This is a genomic window from Duganella zoogloeoides (genome assembly GCF_034479515.1).
Lineage (GTDB): Bacteria > Pseudomonadota > Gammaproteobacteria > Burkholderiales > Burkholderiaceae_D > Rugamonas > Rugamonas zoogloeoides.
Map to the genome: position 1 here is coordinate 6,280,209 of NZ_CP140152.1, position 17,569 is coordinate 6,297,777.

General features: G+C 57.3%; 13 protein-coding genes and 1 pseudogene. 7 read left to right on the forward strand and 7 right to left on the reverse strand.

Annotation, left to right across the window (positions count from 1 at the left end; translation table 11 throughout):
- Positions 1 to 69: 69 nt before the first annotated feature.
- Entirely contained in the window at positions 70 to 1,377 is a 1,308-nt protein-coding gene (locus SR858_RS27515; protein WP_084670188.1) for a DNA cytosine methyltransferase, read from the forward strand.
- Here SR858_RS27515 and SR858_RS27520 read toward each other — a convergent pair.
- Positions 1,327 to 2,250 (reverse strand): hypothetical protein, encoded by a 924-nt coding sequence (locus tag SR858_RS27520; RefSeq protein ID WP_019924504.1) that lies wholly within the window; start codon positions 2,248 to 2,250, stop codon positions 1,327 to 1,329. The genes SR858_RS27515 and SR858_RS27520 overlap by 51 nt on opposite strands.
- Positions 2,247 to 4,601 carry a sensor histidine kinase gene (locus tag SR858_RS27525; RefSeq protein ID WP_084670186.1) on the reverse strand — a complete coding sequence of 785 codons (2,355 nt, stop codon included), beginning with the start codon at positions 4,599 to 4,601 and terminating at the stop codon, positions 2,247 to 2,249. Before SR858_RS27525 ends, SR858_RS27520 begins: the two co-directional genes overlap by 4 nt.
- 275 nt (positions 4,602 to 4,876) lie before the next feature.
- On the opposite strand from SR858_RS27525, the pseudogene SR858_RS27820 reads away from it, so the two are divergent.
- Positions 4,877 to 5,041: pseudogene (locus SR858_RS27820) on the forward strand (transposase); the annotation flags it as partial.
- Positions 5,042 to 5,253: 212 nt separating this feature from the next.
- On the opposite strand, the gene gyrB reads toward SR858_RS27820, so the two are convergent.
- The 3 genes from gyrB to dnaA form a co-directional block, all read right to left on the reverse strand.
- Positions 5,254 to 7,758, reverse strand: a complete 2,505-nt coding sequence (gyrB, locus tag SR858_RS27530) for a DNA topoisomerase (ATP-hydrolyzing) subunit B (RefSeq protein ID WP_019924503.1) — start codon at positions 7,756 to 7,758, stop codon at positions 5,254 to 5,256.
- A gap of 116 nt (positions 7,759 to 7,874) precedes the next feature.
- Entirely contained in the window at positions 7,875 to 8,981 is a 1,107-nt protein-coding gene (dnaN, locus tag SR858_RS27535) for a DNA polymerase III subunit beta (protein WP_026637774.1), read from the reverse strand.
- A gap of 102 nt (positions 8,982 to 9,083) precedes the next feature.
- Positions 9,084 to 10,508, reverse strand: coding sequence for a chromosomal replication initiator protein DnaA (dnaA, locus tag SR858_RS27540; RefSeq protein ID WP_019924501.1), 1,425 nt, complete (start codon positions 10,506 to 10,508; stop codon positions 9,084 to 9,086).
- Positions 10,509 to 10,963: 455 nt separating this feature from the next.
- Between dnaA and rpmH the strand changes: the two genes are divergently transcribed.
- The 5 genes from rpmH to mnmE all read left to right on the forward strand — a co-directional run bounded on the left by rpmH (position 10,964) and on the right by mnmE (position 15,093).
- On the forward strand, positions 10,964 to 11,098 hold the full coding sequence (gene rpmH / locus SR858_RS27545; RefSeq protein ID WP_040378179.1) for a 50S ribosomal protein L34: 135 nt from the start codon (positions 10,964 to 10,966) through the stop codon (positions 11,096 to 11,098).
- 36 nt (positions 11,099 to 11,134) lie between these two features.
- Positions 11,135 to 11,608, forward strand: a complete 474-nt coding sequence (gene rnpA / locus SR858_RS27550) for a ribonuclease P protein component (RefSeq protein ID WP_084670198.1) — start codon at positions 11,135 to 11,137, stop codon at positions 11,606 to 11,608.
- A gap of 6 nt (positions 11,609 to 11,614) precedes the next feature.
- Positions 11,615 to 11,875: a membrane protein insertion efficiency factor YidD gene (yidD, locus tag SR858_RS27555; protein ID WP_084670181.1), complete on the forward strand. Its 261-nt coding sequence runs from the start codon at positions 11,615 to 11,617 to the stop codon at positions 11,873 to 11,875.
- A gap of 10 nt (positions 11,876 to 11,885) precedes the next feature.
- Positions 11,886 to 13,649 (forward strand): membrane protein insertase YidC, encoded by a 1,764-nt coding sequence (gene yidC / locus SR858_RS27560; protein ID WP_019924499.1) that lies wholly within the window; start codon positions 11,886 to 11,888, stop codon positions 13,647 to 13,649.
- Between the two features lie 64 nt (positions 13,650 to 13,713).
- The gene (gene mnmE, locus SR858_RS27565) at positions 13,714 to 15,093 is read left to right on the forward strand and encodes a tRNA uridine-5-carboxymethylaminomethyl(34) synthesis GTPase MnmE (protein ID WP_019924498.1); all 1,380 of its coding nucleotides are present in this window, start codon (positions 13,714 to 13,716) and stop codon (positions 15,091 to 15,093) included.
- 79 nt (positions 15,094 to 15,172) lie between these two features.
- On the opposite strand, the gene SR858_RS27570 is transcribed toward mnmE, so the two are convergent.
- Both SR858_RS27570 and SR858_RS27575 read right to left on the reverse strand, forming a co-directional pair.
- Positions 15,173 to 16,003 carry a lectin OAA family protein gene (locus tag SR858_RS27570; protein WP_026637773.1) on the reverse strand — a complete coding sequence of 277 codons (831 nt, stop codon included), beginning with the start codon at positions 16,001 to 16,003 and terminating at the stop codon, positions 15,173 to 15,175.
- Between the two features lie 396 nt (positions 16,004 to 16,399).
- Positions 16,400 to 17,338: an SMP-30/gluconolactonase/LRE family protein gene (locus SR858_RS27575; protein ID WP_154820063.1), complete on the reverse strand. Its 939-nt coding sequence runs from the start codon at positions 17,336 to 17,338 to the stop codon at positions 16,400 to 16,402.
- Between the last annotated feature and the right edge of the window lie 231 nt (positions 17,339 to 17,569).

Here is a 17,569-nt window from a genome sequence, read left to right on the forward strand (position 1 = left end):
CGGGCCTGGCTATCCGACGCTGACGCGGGCATAATTGGGTAGTCCACGAACTTGAAGGAAATGCAAATAATGCCGAGATCATCCGCCAAACCACTAACGTTCATTGATGCCTTTGCGGGGTGCGGCGGCCTCTCCCTCGGATTGATGCAGGCCGGCTTAAAGGGGCGCTTTGCTATCGAACGTGACAAATTTGCCTTCGCCACTCTGAAAGCGAACCTGCTGGCAAAGGGTTCGCCGTATAAATACGTATGGCCACGCTGGCTTCCCCAAGAGCCAATCGGCATCGTCGAACTCCTGGAAAAACACCGAGAAAAGCTTGAACAACTTTCAGGCACTGTTGACGTGCTCGTTGGTGGGCCACCGTGCCAGGGATTTTCCGCTGCTGGCCGCCGGCAGCATGACGATCCGCGTAATCAGTTATTTGCGTCCTATTTGAATCTGGTCGACATTATCAAGCCCAAGGCGGTCCTCATAGAAAATGTTCGTGGGTTCACCCAAGATTTTAGCGACGGGGATGAAATCAAGAATTTTTCTCAAGCTTTAAAGGCACGGCTCTCGACTGCCTACACGGTCCACGAAAAACTGCTCAATCTGTCGATCTTCGGTGTGCCGCAAGCCCGAACACGTTACTTCATCCTCGCTATACGATCGGATTTGAACGCACCAGACCCCTTCGTTCATCTTCAAAACCGGCTTCCAAATTTTTTACGTTCACTCCGACTGACGGCACCCGTATCCTCAGGAGCAGCAATCTCTGATCTTGAGGTCAGCCGCAATGGAACTCGGCTGTCGATCGAGAGCAAAGGCTTCCAAGAGACGTGCTACTCTGGTCCCGAAACCCACTACCAAAAACTGATGAATGCAGGCTGCGAAGCTCCAACCGACTTGCGTCTGGCACGTCATGCCGAGGAAATAGCAGTGAGATTTAAATCGATTATACAGCTGAGCCATTCCGAGGGCCGACTAAATACGAGTATCGGAGCTGAGATGCGCGCGCGATTCGGTCTAAAGAAAATGGCTTTGCGCGTGTTGGATCCAGATCGGCCTTCTCCGACAATCACAAGCATGCCAGATGACTTACTACACTATTCTGAGGCACGTACACTCACGGTGCGGGAAAACGCACGACTACAATCTTTTCCAGATTGGTATTCATTCCAAGGCAAATACACCACGGGCGGCCACCGCCGTAAGCAGGAGGTTCCGCGGTTTACACAAGTGGCAAACGCGGTACCGCCACTTGTGGCCCGTGCAATTGGTAAAACATTGACTGAGCTTCTCAAAGATGAGCCTGTTACATCCACCGCCTTTAAAGCTATTGAAGCATCAGGTTTGCATGCCGCTCAACAGGCTCCGAAACTCAGCGCGCAGAATTAATATCAGCTTTCGAAGCTCTCGCATCTCCTCAATGTCAACGGGCTTGCCCGCCTCATCCAATACGCTATTGGGTTTGCCTTGAGGAACCAAAACTGCGTGTCCAAGGGTATTGCGGCCAGTTACCACGCCTTCCCTATACGCCTTAACAGCGTCGACGCTAGCAGCGTGGGCCGTAAAGGAATCCATGCTAAGTACATTAGCTAGCATTCGCAGGCGATCATCCGAAGTGAAAAGCATATGCGCTTTAAACAGGCCTTCTATACTTGGCGCAGCCTGTAATTTTTCACCACGTTTGGCCAATTGCTTAACTTTTTCCGTTACACGCTTCATCGCCTCTGTCAAGAATTCGGCCTTGCCTGGATCATCTAATTTATCGTGCGCTAAAGTCAAACAAACTTGCACCATGTGATCGATGTCACTTGTAGCACCCATAACGATTCCACGCGTGTGATCGAGATCAAGAACTTTCTTAATCAAGGATTCAAATACCCCAATCACTTCGTCAATTAACCCATCGCGGCCGGCGCAGTAGACCCCCTCAAGCTTTCGCTCATACGCCTTCTGTCTCAGCTCAATAACAGTTGCCTGACCGGAATAAAAGACTACGTCTTTGTATTGTACGATTTGGCGAATACGTTCAATCGCGTCTTCCCCGTGTGTATCATTTCCAAGGTCCCAATCGACAAGTATTAAATCGACCTCATCAGTGAAGACGTCTTCGGATATGACTGCTTCAACCTGATCAATTGTCTGACAGTAACGTGGGCTGAAGTTGAAACCCTCGGCAGCCATTTTTAAACCAATACTTTTACTTTGCGCAGCAATGCGATCTGGTTGATCGTCTACCCACAATACATTGAAATCGAGCCTCATTGTTTTTTTCCTGGAGCGCCGATCTTAATAACAAAAGCTAGACCTTTTGTCGCGTTTTCATCCACTTCGATACTGCCTCCCATTTCTCCTAAAGCTTGGCGCACGTGATACAAACCCAGACCGGAGCCCTGCGTTGTCGTATATCCCATCTCAAAGATGCGTGACCGATTTGTACCTGATGCCAGTCCTCGCCCATTATCACTTACATGAATTGTTAATCCACTTTTATCCTCACGAGTTAAAACAAATTTAATGCTAGAGGATTTTGCCTTTCGAGCGTTGCTGATAATATTATCCACGATAATGGAAGCATCTATCGGGTTAAATCTTAATTTTATTCCCGGATGATTATTTTCCACTGAAATTTGCAAACGAGCACTACCTGTAGTGCGTGCAATCTGCTCTATATAATCATAGATAAATGCAGCAAGATCGGTTTCGATCTTTTCTGAATCTAGTTTAAATGTTGCTTTCGCAGCAAATTTAGTTACCGACATTACTTTTCTATTAAGAAAAGCCATCTGCTCTAAAGTCTTAAGAACAGTATCGCGTGAGATTAATGTCTGATCAGCGGTTTCAATCAGAAAATTCTCAATCTGCTGTGCAATGTCTACCGCATAGATAGTTACCTGATGATGCAAATTCAGTATCGTTGCTGAATCGACCGTGACGAAGGTTTCCAAAAAATGCGCGCGCCGCCTTTCCGTTTCCACCTCTGCTTCGGCAGTAGATGCTCGAAGATTTGCAGCTTCCGCGACCGCCAGCGCCTTGTCTGCAACACGCCGTGCGTCAGCTTCAGATTTTTTTAGATCATCGAAGCGACGTTCGGCGACATCAAGTCGCTCAATCATTTTTACGTCCGCGGTTTTCTCGGCGATTGCTCGTAAACTAACCAGCGATGTTTCGAAATCACCTGATCGTTCATTGATTAAATCAACGAGGCTTTTGCTGTAGTCAATCAGTCGTACCTTATCGTTGTCGACAAGGTTGGCGACGGCGGCAGTCACCCGTGCTCGCCCAGGATCTGTCATCAGTCGTGAAAGATCGTCGGTGTTAGCATCTGGCTTATCGACCCAGGACACAGGAACCACATACTTCTCTAAACGCTTCAGGCAATGTTCCATCACTGCTTTGTGCAATTGCTCAACTGCGGGCGTCTCAATAAGGCCTTGATTGCGGCTCGATGCTTCCTGAAAATCTTCATCCGATCCGGAAACATCAACTCGACCAATGACTTCGCGGGAGCCTAGGAACCGTGCATAACCTTGCTGCTTGCGCCGATTAAAACCAAACCAATCATCGCCATCTTCACCGATCGGAAAGACTCTGAAATTGTTCCTGAAAAGGAAGACTGAACCGAATTGCACAGAAGGCAAGCCCACCCGCCGTGCAAAAGTAGTCTTTGCCGACAAATTTAGATAATAAATTTCGCATTTGAAGTCCGCATCGGCGAGATGCGAATAAGGGTTTGGCTCAGCAATTTTGTAAATTACTTCACCCCGATCAGTAAGTGTCGTGTAAAGCTCGTCACCACTGATGGTTACTCGAATAAATGTAGTCTTATCCTGCAACGTGGTGAAAATAAAATTACCGATCTGACCGTTAACGATATCTTTAGAGAGTGGCTCCTCTTCCGTTTTTGCGTGTGAAGTGAAAAGTCGACGGTCCTCTCCCACTTCGTCTGGCGCGGTAATATGAATACCGAAACCGTCGGTCTGTTCACCAAACGGGTTAATAAGCTTAGCTAGCGAAGCTTTAAGATCCAAAATGCGTTGGCGCGGCCACGGCCGTCGAAGCCGTTGAATGCTAACGACGGTTCCATGTTTGAGTTCTGACTCAAATTTATTCAACTCACTAGGCAGCTGGAACCCGTTCTGTTCGGCATAATGGACTGGTACGTTTTCAAAACGCTCCTTCGCATCTTTTTCGAACAACTCCCAGTCAACAGTTAGTCGATGGACTTTCTCGGGAGTGCCTTTGGGGCGACTTTGTAGAATCACCTCTTCCCCCAGACGGTCAGACGAGAACCTACCGATGCCCTTGCTACCTGCATAGTTCCGACGATCTGCGGCGAGGTTGCGGAAGTCGTCCGGAGAGCGGCTGCTGCGCTTGGAAGAGTAGGCAACGAAAAGCCATTTGTCAGTGAGGTCTTCGTACGACATGCCTGCGCCGTTATCGGCGATTACGATTGAATCGTCCCCGAAATACAGATGTACACAGTCTGCGCCAGCATCGAAAGAGTTTTTAACTAGCTCGAAGATCGCTACTTCATCATCCGTGATGAGCTCTCGGCCAAGCACACGCTTGAGGCCGGTGCTGACATCAAAGTGCAAATTATTTTGAGTAGCCAAATTCGTCTTCCTTTCATTTGACCAAGATAACTACCTGCGTGGCGTTTTTTTGAATCATTTATGGATTGTAACTTCACTCTGTCAGCGTGGGTAAGATTTACCAATGGCAAGGCACCCAAAATCTTGCTTCACAGGTTGATTCGATGCGTCAACAATGCACCAGTAGCCGTAAAAGGGCCAAGATCGTAACGCGCCACATCTGGCAGCACTACAAGGATTGATCGACACCAATCGCCTCACTGCTAAAGGACAAGCTATACTGACGACGCAAAGAAACGGTAGAGCGCAACTTCGCCGATGCCAAACAGCGGCATGGACATCGCTATGTGCTCTATCGTGGAGCCGCCAAAGTGCAAGTCCAGGCACTATTGGCCTCCGCTTATCAGAACATGAAAAAATTGCCATCTACTCGAAAAGGCATCCTTCTTTATGCTTTTTAACGCTGCAGGTTGCCGAGCCTGCGGCAATGGTGGTACTGCTCGTCTTTATGAACGGTCTGATGTGGCGGATTCATCTGCGACGATGATCCTCAAATGTTGTAGGCAACACGATTCAGAAAAACAAAAACCCCGGTCTTCGCGGAAGAACGGGGTTTGTCATCAGTCTGAAAGGCGCTCAACAGAGCGCCTTCAATGCCACAGCTTTGCGGTACTTACACGTCAATATTCCCCGCCCTTAACGCATTATTCTCAATAAACGCCCGGCGCGGCTCCACATCATCCCCCATCAGCGTGGTGAAAATCTGGTCCGCAGCAATCGCATCCTCGATCTGCACCTTCAACAACCGGCGCACGGTCGGGTCCATCGTGGTTTCCCACAGCTGATCCGGGTTCATCTCGCCCAGACCTTTATAGCGCTGCTTGGATACCACGCGCTCGGCCTCGTCACGCAGCCAGCCCATGGCCTGGTGGAAGTCGGTCACGGCCGATTCCTTGGTGCGCTCGCCTTCGCCGCGGCGCACGTACGCGCCTTCGCCCAGCAGGCCGGTGAAGGTGGCGGCGGCGTCGGCCAGTACGCGGTAGTCGGCGCTCTGGACGAAGTCGGCGTCGATGGCGCTGACTTTGACGTTACCGTGGTGCATTCGTTCGATCCACAGCATGTGCTTCTCGGACAGTTCGTCCGAGCGCACCGAGACCTTGATCGCGATGTCGTTGATGTTGTCCTGCAGCGCACGGGCCGAGACTTCGGCCAGTTCCAGCGTGTCCAGGTTCAGCGTGACGCCGGTCATGATGGCGGTCAGCGCGGCGCGGTCGATCACGCGCGTCAGGCGCGTCATGATGACGTTGGCCAGGTTGAACTGGCGTACCAGTTCAGCCAGCGGCTCGCCGACGATCGGGTTGGCGCCTTCGCGCGGGGTGAGGGCGGCGGTGTTCAGGGCCACGTTCATCATGTACGTCGCTTCTTCGGCGTCGTCTTTCAGGTAGCGCTCGTCGCGGCCGGCTTTGACCTTGTACAGCGGCGGTTGCGCGATGTAGATGTGGCCGCGTTCGACCAGTTGCGGCATCTGGCGGTAGAACAGCGTCAGCAGCAGGGTGCGGATGTGGGCGCCGTCGACGTCCGCATCGGTCATGATGATGATGCGGTGGTAGCGCAGTTTTTCGACGTTGAATTCGTCCGGGCCGATCGAGGTGCCCAGCGTGGCGATCAGGGTGGTGATCTGCTCGGAGGACAACATTTTTTCGAAGCGCGCTTTTTCCACGTTCAGCACCTTGCCGCGCAGCGGCAAAATGGCCTGGAACTTGCGGTCGCGGCCCTGCTTGGCCGAGCCGCCTGCGGAGTCACCCTCGACGATGTACAGTTCGGACAGGGCCGGGTCTTTTTCCTGGCAGTCGGCCAGCTTGGCCGACAGGCCCAGGCCGTCCATCACGCCCTTGCGGCGGGTGAGGTCGCGGGCCTTGCGGGCCGCTTCGCGCGCGCGTGCCGCTTCCACGATCTTGCCGCAGATAATCTTGGCGTCGTTCGGTTTTTCCTGCAGGTAGTCGGCCAGGGTTTTGGCGACGATTTCTTCGACCGGGCCGCGCACTTCGGACGACACCAGCTTGTCCTTGGTTTGCGATGAGAATTTCGGCTCGGGCACTTTCACGGACAGCACGCAGGTCAAGCCTTCGCGCATGTCGTCGCCGGAGATTTCCACTTTCGCCTTTTTGGCGAACTCGTGTTCTTCGATGTACTTGTTGATGACGCGGGTCATCGCCGCGCGCAGGCCGGTCAGGTGGGTGCCGCCGTCGCGCTGCGGAATGTTATTGGTGAAGCACAGTACCTGTTCATTGTATGCATCGTTCCACTGCATCGACACGTCCACCGAGATATTGGTGTTCTGGTCCGACATGCGCTCGCCGGTGGCCTGGAACACGGTCGGGTGCAGCACGGTCTTGGCCTTGTTGATGTATTCCACGAAGCCACGGGTGCCGCCTTCGAAGGCGAAAATGTCTTCCTTACCGGTGCGCTGGTCGGAGAGGCGGATGTTGACGCCGTTATTGAGGAACGACAGCTCGCGGATACGCTTGGCCAGGATTTCGTAGTGGAATTCCACGTTGCCGAAAATGGTTTCGTCGGCCCAGAAGTGGACGTCGGTACCGCGCTTGTCGGTATCGCCGATGACTTTAATCGGCGATACGGCAAAGCCGTCGCGCATTTCCAGTTCGCGGTCCACCGGCACGCCACGGGCAAATTCCATGAAGTGGACTTTGCCGTCGCGGCGGATGGTCAGTTTCAGGGTTTTCGACAGCGCGTTCACGCACGATACGCCCACGCCGTGCAGACCGCCCGAAACTTTATACGAGTTCTGGTCGAACTTGCCGCCGGCGTGCAGTTCGGTCATGACGATTTCGGCCGCCGAACGCTTCGGATCGTGCTTGTCGTCCATTTTCAGGCCGGTCGGTACGCCGCGGCCGTTGTCGGTGATCGAGATCGAGTTGTCCGCGTGGATGGTCACGTGGATCTCGGTGCAGTAGCCGGCCAGCGATTCGTCGATCGAGTTGTCCAGCACTTCGAATACCAGGTGGTGCAGGCCGGTGCCGTCCGAGGTGTCGCCGATGTACATGCCGGGACGCTTGCGGACCGCTTCCAGGCCTTCGAGGATCTGGATGGAGGCGGCGCCGTATTCTTCGACTTTGGCCGGTACTGGTGCTGGAATCTCTTCTGGAATAGCGGACATTGACTGCTTTCTCTATGTAACGTGTTACTGGGCTGCGGTGTCATTCCCGCTTGCGCGGGAATGACGTTGGTGATGGCGCGGTGTTGGCCGCGCATCGGCCTTGATTGCGTTGAAACCTAGATACGCATCGGCATGACAACGTATTTAAAATCGGTGTTGTCGGGGATCGAGATCAGCGCCGACGAGTTCGAATCACCGAGGGCGACGTTGATCTGGTCGCACTTCAGGTTGTTCAGCACGTCCAGCAGGTAAGTAACGTTGAAACCGATATCGACACTGTCGCCGCCGTAGTCGATTTCCAGTTCTTCCACTGCTTCTTCCTGGTCGGCATTGGTGGAGCTGATCTTCATCACACCCGGGCTGATGATGCAGCGCACGCCCTTGAATTTATCGCTGGTCATGATGGCGGCGCGCTGCAGCGAGCGCAGCAGCTCATCGCGGCCGATCGTGAATTCGTTGGTGTAACCCTTCGGGATCACGCGCGTGTAGTCCGGGAACTTGCCTTCCACCAGCTTGGAGATCAGCTCGATGTCGGCAAAGGTCAGCTTGACCTGGTTGCCGGCGATGTCGAGCTGGACGGTTTCGTCGTTCTCTTCCAGCAGGCGCTGCAGTTCGATAATGGTCTTGCGCGGAATGATCACTTCCTGGCGCGCGAAGGTCTGCTCGGTGGCGACCTGGCAGAAGGCCAGGCGGTGACCGTCGGTAGCGACCGCAATCACGTTGTTGCCATCGAGGACCAGCAGCAGGCCGTTCAGGTAGTAACGGATGTCTTGCTGGGCCATCGAGAAGTGCACCATGTTAAACAGGTGCTTCAGGGTTTTTTGCGGCAGGGTCACATTGGCGCTGTAGGTCTCGGCCTGTTGCACGGTCGGGAACTCTTCGGCAGCCAGGGTTTGCAGGGCGAAGCGCGATTTACCGCTCTGTACCGTCAGGCGCTTGTTCAGCAAGGTCATCGTGACGTCGCCGGACTCGGGCAGGGCGCGCAGGATGTCGAGCAGCTTGCGGGCAGCCACGGTGGTACCAGCCACTTCAGCGCCGGAACCGATGGCGGCATTGGTGGTGATTTGTACTTCCGTGTCGGTGGACAGGAAGGAAACGTTCTCGCCGTCTTTGCGGATGAGGATATTGGCCAGAATCGGCATAGTGTGCCGACGCTCGACAATACCACTCACGATCTGCAGTGGCCGGAGAAGCGTGTCTCGGGTGGTTTTGACCAATTGCATAGATTATCCTCAGTAGTAAAGATGTAATTTTTTATAAGGTTGGCAGTGCGCCGGTTGCTGGAATCATAATGGCAAACCGGTCGCTCCGCTACTCTGTCGGCATCAGCCTTTCAAGGTCTGCTCGAGCACGTGCAGCTCGTGGTTGCATTCCGGGTTCTTGGTGCGGTCCAGCGCGATTTTGCGCACCGCGTGCAGCACGGTGGTGTGGTCGCGGCCGCCGAACAGTTCGCCAATTTCCGGCAAGCTTTTTTGCGTCAGTTCCTTGGCCAGGTACATGGCGATCTGGCGCGGCCGGGCGATGTTGGCCGGACGGCGCTTCGAATACATGTCCGCGACCTTGATGTTGAAGAAGTCGGCCACGGTCTTCTGGATGTTTTCCACCGAAATCTGGCGGTTCTGCACCGACAGCAAGTCTTTCAGCGCTTCCTTCACCACGTCGATGGTGATGTCCTTGCCGTGGAAACGCGAGTACGCCAGGATCTTGCGCAGTGCGCCTTCGAGCTCGCGCACATTCGAGCGCAGGTGCTTGGCGACAAAAAACGCCACGTCGTCCGAGAAGGTCACGCCTTCCTGTTTTGCCTTCTTCAACAGAATCGCCACCCGCATTTCCAGCTCCGGCGGCTCGATCGCCACCGTCAGGCCGGAATCGAAACGCGAAATCAGGCGGTCGTCCATGCCCGTGATTTCTTTCGGGTACGTGTCGGACGTGATGATGATCTGCTTCTTGGCTGCGATCAGCGCTTCGAACGCGTAGAAGAATTCTTCCTGCGTGCGGCTTTTGCCGCCGAAGAATTGAATATCATCGATCAAAAGCATGTCCAGCGAGTGGTAGTAATGCTTGAAGTCGTCGAAACCCTTGCGTTGGTAAGCGGTCACTACGTCGCGAACATACTGTTCTGCGTGGATGTAGCGGATCTTCGCTCCGGGCTGGTCGGCCATCACCTGGTTGCCGATGGCGTGAATCAAGTGGGTTTTACCGAGGCCCACGCCGCCGTAGAAGAACAGCGGGTTGTATGACACACCCGGGTTGTTGGCCACCTGGATCGCTGCTGCGCGCGCCAGCTGGTTGGCCTTACCGGTCACAAAACTGTCGAACGTCAGATCGGTGTTGATGCGGCTTTGCTCGCGGCGCGGCGGGGCGCTGGCCGGCAATTCCGGCACCGATGGCACCGGGTCGTGCAGGGACGAGCCTGAGGCCGTGGCCATGCGCGAGCCGCCGGTGGGCACGCCGCCGTTGTGATCGGGCACGGGCGCGACCGTGGTCGCGGCTTTTTTCGGTGCGGACAGGCGCGGATCGAGGATGAATTGCACCTCGGTCGGTTGCTCCCAGTACTGGCAGGCCAGCGCGGTGATGCGGCTGGCGAACTGGGTTTTCACCCAGTCGAGCTTGAACCGGTTGGGCGCGGCCACGCGCAACTTTCCCGCCTCGTAATCGATGGGGATGAGCGGCTTGATCCAGGCACTGAATTGTTGCGGCGTCAGCTCCAGCTCTAGCTGGGCGGAGCAGGTCTGCCAGAAATTTTCCATGAAATCGACTGTCGTTTCTTACTGTATGCAGCGTGTGTGCAGTAAGAGCGTCGTAACAAAAACAACGGTGATTTCTTACTGCGTATTCTGCGGATAAAGGTGTGGGCAACTTCGAAGTTTTTCACACGTAACGCGCTATTCTACTCTCGTCCGCACAAGTTATCCACAGGCGCGACGCGTTTTTTCGCGTTTCCGGCATGGTCGGCGCGGCCAAAGTCCGCCGTCAGTTGTTGACAAGGGGGATCAAAATGCTGATAATTCAGGGTTCCCCGCCCGTATTCCGTGTTTATTCACTTGAACGTCAATATGGAGTAAGCGTGGATTATTGCGGGCGATGAGATGGACCCAGCTTGTGCCGTAGCGTTGGCATGGGTGCGCGAAGTGTCATTGGCACCAAAAACTGACGGGCTGTCATACCCGATTTTGCATTTTTTTCTGCTTTAAGCGAGACCAACATGAAACGTACTTACCAACCATCCGTTGTGCGCCGTAAGCGCACCCACGGCTTCCGCGCACGCATGGCTACCCGTGGCGGCCGCCAAGTGCTGAACGCGCGTCGCGCCAAAGGCCGCAAGCGTCTGGCTGTATAAGCCAGCTGCTTGTTAGCTGATCGCGTGGAAAGCTGTATTTCAAGCGGCTCGACAGGCGAAGGTTCACACGACTTCGCGCGCGTTCGGCGTATCGTTAAAACGGATGAATTTTCATCCGTTTTTCGTTTGCGCCCTACTCAAAAAAGCGCGCACTTCGTGCTCTACACCTGTCCGAACAACCTGCCGCATGCGCGGCTGGGCGTCGTGGCGGCCAAGCGCTTCGCGCCGCGCGCTGCCACCCGCAATACCATCAAGCGCATCACACGCGAGCTGTTCCGTACTACCGGTTTGCCCGCCATCGATTGCGTGGTGCGCCTGTCGCGTCCGGTCAATAGCAAGGATGGGCCGGCCACCACGGCCAAGCTCAAGGCCGAGCTGCGCGTGGAGTTGACGCGGCTGTTCGCGGCGCAAGCCCGGATCGGCCGGCCGCCGGCAGTGGCTGCTTCCGCGACACCGGCGTCGCCCGGTGCAGCGCAGGCCTTGCCTTCGGCAACGCCGCCCCCAGCTTAGCCCACCATGACCCGTCTGCTTCATTTCCTGCTGCGCGCTTACCAGTTGGCCATCAGTCCACTGCTGGGGCCGCGTTGCCGCTTCTACCCGAGTTGCTCGAATTACGCGTTGGAAGCGCTGCAGATTCACGGCGCCGCCCGTGGCAGCCTGCTCGCTGCCAAACGGGTATGCCGCTGTCACCCCTGGAACGAGGGCGGCTTCGACCCGGTGCCGCCGGCCGACCCGACATCTTCTTCATCGACCGCTTGCGGTTGCAACCACTCCTGATAAGTACCTAATGGATATCAATAAACGTACCATTTTGTGGATCGTCTTCGCCGTGTCTCTGGTCGTTCTGTGGAACAACTGGATGGTGTCGACCGGCCAGCCGTCCATGTTCGCACCGCAACCGCCGGCCAAGACCGCGCCGGTTGCCGACGCCAAGAAATCCGAGTCTGCCGCCGCCGCTGCCAATGCTGCCGCCACCGCTGGCGCCGTGCCTGGCGCTGCCGCAGTCGACGGCGCCGCTGCGCCCTTCAAGAGCGAGCTCATCACCATCACCACCGACGTGGTCCGTGCCGACATCGACACCCAGGGCGGCGTGATCCGTCGCCTGGAACTGCTGAACTACAAAGAGAACAGCCATCCAGGCTGGTTCAACGGCTGCTTCGGCTGGTTCAAATGGTGCCAACCTGGCGACAACGGCAAGAACGTGGTGCTGTTCGACATCGATTCGAGCACCAACAAGACCTACCTGGGCCAGACCGGACTGATCAACGCCCCTGGCGCGCCTAACCACACCAGCCCGTTCGTTGCCAAGCCTGGCGCGCGCATGCTCAACGACGGCAACCAGGTGCAACTGGTGCTGGAATCGGAGTCGGGCGGCGTCAAGCTGACCAAGACCTTTACCTTCAAGCGCGGCGATTACGTCGTTGACGTGCGACACGACGTCACCAACACCGGTACCGCTCCTGTCAATCCGACCCTGTACATGCGCCTGGTCCACGACGGCAACAAGCCGGCCACCGATTCGTTCTTCAGCAGCAGCTACACCGGTCCGACCATGTACACGGCCGAGAACAAGTACGAAAAACTGAAGTTCGACACGCTGGAAAAAGAAGCCAAGGAAGCCGAGAAGACCGGCAAGCCGATGGTGCAAGACCACGTGACCCACGCCGACAACGGCTGGATCGCCATTTCGCAGCACTTCTTCGTCTCGGCGTTCATCCCGCAAGACAAGCAGATGCACGAGATCGCCACCGAGAAGATCAGCACCAACCTGTACGGCATCGGCGTCAAGCAGCCGCTCGGCACGCTGGCGCCAGGCGCCACCGTCAGCAACAACGCGCGCCTGTACTCGGGTCCGCAGATCTCCAAGCTACTCGAGCCGGTCTCGCCTGGCCTGGAACTGGTCAAGGACTATGGCTGGCTGGCCATCATCGCCAAGCCGATGTTCTGGGTCATGGAACACATCCACGCCGTGCTCGGTAACTGGGGCTGGACCATCATCGCCTTTACCATCCTGATCAAGCTGCTGTTCTTCCCGCTGTCGGCGGCCGGTTACAAGAGCATGGCCAAGATCAAGCTGGTCACGCCGAAGATCCAGGCCATCCGCGAGCGCTACAAGGGCGACCCGGCCAAGATGAACCAGGCCACCATGGAGCTGTACAAGACCGAGAAGATCAACCCGCTGGGCGGCTGCCTGCCGATCCTGATCCAGATGCCGGTGTTTATCTCGCTGTACTACGTGCTGCAAGCGGCCGTGGAAGTGCGCGGCGCGCCGTGGATCGGCTGGATCACCGACCTGTCGCAACATGATCCGTTCGGCATCCTGCCGGTGCTGTACGCGATTTCGATGTTCATCACCACCAAGCTGAACCCGGCGCCTGCCGATCCGATGCAAGCGAAGATCATGCTGTTCATGCCGCTGGTGTTCTCGGTGATGTTCTTCGTGTTCCCATCCGGCCTGGTGCTGTACTGGGTGGTCAACAACGTGCTGTCGATTGCCCAGCAGTGGGTGATCACCAAGAAATACTCGGTGCCGGAACCTGCCAAGGCTTAACTTCCGTCACCTGGAAAAACCCGCGTTGATCGCGGGTTTTTTTTAATCCTCTACAATTGAGACCATGAACCTCGACTCTTCCCCCATCGCCGCCATCGCCACCGCACCGGGACGCGGCGGCATCGGCGTGGTGCGCGCCTCCGGCAAGAACCTGCAACCGCTGATCGCTGCGCTGTTCGGCGCCACCACCTTGCAACCGCGCCACGCCACCTACATCCCGTTTAGGCAGGCTGACGGCGCCATCATCGACCAGGGCATCGCCATCTGGTTCCGTGGCCCGCACTCGTACACGGGGGAAGACGTGCTGGAGCTGCAAGGCCACGGCGGCCCCATCGTGCTGCAGATACTGCTCGCGCGCGTGCTCGAGGCGGGCGCCGAACTGGGCCTGCGCCTGGCCGAGCCCGGCGAATTCACGCGCCGCGCCTACCTCAACGACAAGCTCGACCTGGCGCAGGCCGAGGCCGTGGCCGACCTGATCGACGCTTCCACGGAAGCGGCCGCCAAGTCGGCGTCGCAGTCGCTGTCGGGCGCGTTCTCGCGCACCGTCAACGACCTGGTCGGCGGCGTCACCAACCTGCGCATGCTGGTGGAAGCGACGCTGGACTTCCCCGAGGAAGAAATCGATTTTCTCGAAAAATCGGACGCGCGCGGCCAGTTGGCCGGCATTGTCACCGCCCTGGAAACCGTGTTCCGCCAGGCCGCCCAAGGTGCGCTGCTGCGCGAGGGCTTGAACGTGGTGCTGGTTGGCCAGCCCAACGTCGGTAAATCGTCGCTGTTGAACGCGCTGGCCGGCAACGAGGTCGCCATCGTCACCCCGATTGCCGGCACCACGCGCGACAAGGTGACCGAAACCATCCAGATTGAAGGCATCCCGCTCAACATCATCGACACCGCCGGCATCCGCAACGATGACGAGGCAGTGGACGTGGTCGAGCGCATCGGCATCGAGCGCACCTGGGGCGAAGTGGGCAAGGCGGACGTGATCCTGCATCTGCTCGACGCCGCGCACGGCCCCACCCGCGCCGACGAAGACATCGTCGCCGCCTTCCCGGACGGCGTGCCGGTGCTGCGCATCTGGAACAAGATCGATTTATCGGGCCACAAGCCGGGCGCGGACGTGATGCCGGACGCCACCCACGTGTACCTGTCGGCCAACGAAAAAACCGGCATCGACCTGCTGCGCGCGGAGTTGCTGCGCATCGCCGGCTGGCAGCAGACCGGCGAGTCGCTGTACCTGGCGCGCGAACGCCACCTGATCGCGCTGAAAAACGCCGGCGCCCACCTGGCCCGCGCTGGCGAACACGCGGCCCAGAACGACCAGTCGCTCGACCTGTTTGCCGAAGAACTGCGCCTGGCGCAGGTGCAACTGTCGAGCATCACCGGCGAGTTCTCGTCCGATGATTTGCTGGGGGTGATTTTTGGGCGGTTCTGTATCGGCAAATAGCGCTTTCGCAAAGAAAACGCCAGCGCTCGAGCTGGCGTTTTACCTGGCCGGTCAGCGGCCAGCTTCGCACTTTTCTGTGTTACGCAGGCAAGCCGGTCGCGCGGAAGCCGATCGGGCCTTCGCCGTTGTAGGTGATGCTGCCACTGAAGGTGTTGCCGCCGTCGGCTGAGGTGATGTTGACTGCCACGGCCTGCTGGCCGGCACGGCAACCAATCAGCCACACACCGCCCGGATGCCAAGGCGCGGTGTTGCCGCCCCACTGGTTTTCCACCGTGTAGTTATTGCCTGCCACTTCGGTGGCCTGCACGCCGATCGGGCCTTCGCCCGCGTAGGTCATGGTGCCGGTGTAGGTCTTGCCGTTGTCGGGCGAGCTGATTTCGACTGCAACGACGGCCTGGTCACGGCAACCGAGCACCCACACGCCACCTTGGTGCCACGGCGCGGCAGCGCCACCCCACTGGTTTTCGGCGGAGTACACGGCACCGTCGCTGAGTTCGCTCTTGAAGCCGATCGGACCTTCGCCCTTGTAGGTCATGGTACCAGTGAAGGTGGCGCCGCCATCACCGGATTCGACGTTGACTGCCACCACGTTTTGGCCGGCACGGCATCCGAGGACCCAGCTGCCGCCTGGATGCCATGGCGCCGTATCGCCGCCCCACTGGTTTTCGACCGTGTACGTGTTCGATTGCGTCAACGTCGCGCGGAAGCCGATCGGGCCTTCGCCGGCGTATTTCATTTGACCGGTGAAGGTCGTGCCGCCGTCGCCCGATTCGATATTGAGCGCCACGACGTTTTGGCCAGCGCGGCCACCGATGATCCACATGCCTCCCTCATTCCACGGTGCCGAAGAACCGCCCCACTGGTTTTGCACATGATGGAGATTGTTTGCGTTTTTGCTGGTGCTGGACATGCTGAACTCCTCGAGAATGATGCAGCCGGTCGGCGCTGCCCCGGTGTGCGCATTGAATTATTCGCTGCGCGACATGGATATCTTGCTGTGCTTGGTTTGACTTGGTGATCGCAGGCGCCCCATCGGAGGCGCCGCGCATGGACCACTATTGCAAACACCATGCCACCGCAAAACAGGGGCTTGCGCGGGGGAGGAGAGGAATTTCAGGTGTAAAAAGCTTGTCAACGACGGTCAGCTGACATGTAAAGGATGGGGGCGACTGAGCGGAAAGATATCCGCTTACCTCTGCTGGTCATGCCAATCTTCGACGTGGATGCGAACGCTGTTCACGGCAAGGGGCGGTCCAGTCTTGCGAACACGTCGTGTCGCTCGATTATAGCGCCGGACCGGCGTCGCTCAATACGGGGCGCCGTTGATCCCCAGCCGCACTTGCCACACTGCGCCCGCGCCGGTAATGAACAGGGTTTTGCCGTCAGGCCCGCCAAATGCCGCGTTGGTCACGTTCGCATCGACGTGGATGGTGGCGAGTTGCTTGCCGGCCGGGGTGAACACGCGCAAGCGTTGATCGGCGTGTTCCGTCACGTAGAGATTGCCCTGGCAGTCCACGGCCATGCCATCAGGGATGCCCAGTCCTTTCACCAGGTCGCGTCCCTGTTGCGGCTTGCCGTTGACGATCGGGTACGCGCGCAGCACGCCCTGTTTGCCAGTCATGCCGTTCACGTACAGCACATCGCCGGCGGGCGACAGCGACACGCCATTCGGATTGACCAGGCCATCTTCCACCACCGTCACCGCGCCATCGGGCGCCACGCGATAGACGCGGGTTTTATCCTGGCCGCCCGGCGCGGCGTCGCGCTGAAAGGCGGGGTCGCTGAAGTAGATGGTGCCGTCGGCGGCGATCGCCAGGTCGTTGGGGGAATTGAAAACCTGGCCCTGGTATTTGCCGGCCACGTCGCTGCGCTTGCCGTCCAGGGTGAAGCGCGACACGCTTTTGTACTTGTGGGTACCGGCCACGATATTGCCCTGGCCATCCACCGCCAGGCCGTTGCTGCCGCTGTCGGCAATCGCGGTGCTGACCTTGCCGCTGGCGTCGAGCTTGAGGATGCGCGACGGGAAGCCGGGGCCGAACGTGAAGTGCGAGAAGTACAGCGCATCGCCAATCCACACCGGCCCTTCGTACAGCCCCTGGCCCGCGCCGGTCACGTTGGCAGCCTGGACGCGCGTGGCCGTCAGTTCGCCGGCAGGCGCGGTGCCCTGGCAAGTGGCCGGTGCGGCCATGGCGGCAGAGGCCGAGAGCGCTGTGGCCAGGCTGAGGATGAGATGGCGTAACTTCATGGGCATGATCCTGTTGTAGTACGTTGGCAACTATCATTTCCAACGTTTTCATTAAAAAATTTTTCTTTCCTATGAGGGCGGCAATTTTGACCCGGTGCAGCCAATTTTTGCCCTCGCGGCCTGTATGACCACCGCCACTATCCTGCTATGATTTACCGGTCGCAGTCTGCCTGAATTTACATCACCTTGCGCATTGTCATAGGTGGAAATATTCCACTAAAGTAATCTTGC

Bases quoted from the DNA above. Each gene is read 5' to 3' on its own strand.
- SR858_RS27575 (WP_154820063.1), bottom strand. From the start codon at position 17,338: ATGAAGTTACGCCATCTCATCCTCAGCCTGGCCACAGCGCTCTCGGCC.
- SR858_RS27515 (WP_084670188.1), top strand. From the start codon at position 70: ATGCCGAGATCATCCGCCAAACCACTAACGTTCATTGATGCCTTTGCG.
- rpmH (WP_040378179.1), top strand. From the start codon at position 10,964: ATGAAACGTACTTACCAACCATCCGTTGTGCGCCGTAAGCGCACCCAC.
- dnaA (WP_019924501.1), bottom strand. From the start codon at position 10,508: ATGGAAAATTTCTGGCAGACCTGCTCCGCCCAGCTAGAGCTGGAGCTG.
- dnaN (WP_026637774.1), bottom strand. From the start codon at position 8,981: ATGCAATTGGTCAAAACCACCCGAGACACGCTTCTCCGGCCACTGCAG.
- SR858_RS27570 (WP_026637773.1), bottom strand. From the start codon at position 16,003: ATGTCCAGCACCAGCAAAAACGCAAACAATCTCCATCATGTGCAAAAC.
- yidC (WP_019924499.1), top strand. From the start codon at position 11,886: ATGGATATCAATAAACGTACCATTTTGTGGATCGTCTTCGCCGTGTCT.
- mnmE (WP_019924498.1), top strand. From the start codon at position 13,714: ATGAACCTCGACTCTTCCCCCATCGCCGCCATCGCCACCGCACCGGGA.
- gyrB (WP_019924503.1), bottom strand. From the start codon at position 7,758: ATGTCCGCTATTCCAGAAGAGATTCCAGCACCAGTACCGGCCAAAGTC.
- yidD (WP_084670181.1), top strand. From the start codon at position 11,615: ATGACCCGTCTGCTTCATTTCCTGCTGCGCGCTTACCAGTTGGCCATC.
- SR858_RS27520 (WP_019924504.1), bottom strand. From the start codon at position 2,250: ATGAGGCTCGATTTCAATGTATTGTGGGTAGACGATCAACCAGATCGC.